We start from the raw sequence: 402 nt of genomic DNA, 5'->3' as shown, positions 1-402 counted from the left end.
ATTGGTACCTATTGGCTTTTTTGCCATCTTTTTGATCAAACAACACCCAATATACCAGAACCTCTACCGCAATTTGGCCTCGAACAAAAAACGAGTGCCAAATTATCGTATCTCACTCCCCGTGCACGCCAAGCCTTTTTATTGATTGCTGTTGAAGGGTTTAATGAACAAGAAGCCAGCGAAATCATGTCTCTTGATGCAAAGGAATTCCGCAAGCTTCTCAACCAAGCATCGACTGATATTTCTCAACAAATAGCCACACAAGTTATGATTATTGAAGACGAGCCTCTTATTGCACTCGATATTGAGCAAATGGTAAAAAGTCTTGGCCATCAAGTAGTAGGCATAGCACGAACCCGTGATGAGGCTGTCATCATGAATCATAAGAAAAAACCACGGTTG

General features: G+C 41.5%; 1 protein-coding gene. It reads left to right on the top strand.

From position 1 onward, the window contains the following. Positions 1-402, top strand: a 402-nt coding sequence (locus tag J7R13_RS09185; protein ID WP_343212187.1) for a sigma factor-like helix-turn-helix DNA-binding protein, incomplete at both ends; no start/stop codon positions are given.

Source organism: Bartonella taylorii 8TBB, assembly GCF_902825155.1.
Classification (GTDB): domain Bacteria; phylum Pseudomonadota; class Alphaproteobacteria; order Rhizobiales; family Rhizobiaceae; genus Bartonella; species Bartonella taylorii_A.
Note: the sequence above shows the minus strand (reverse complement) of the source record. Positions and strands in the feature narration are given on the sequence as shown.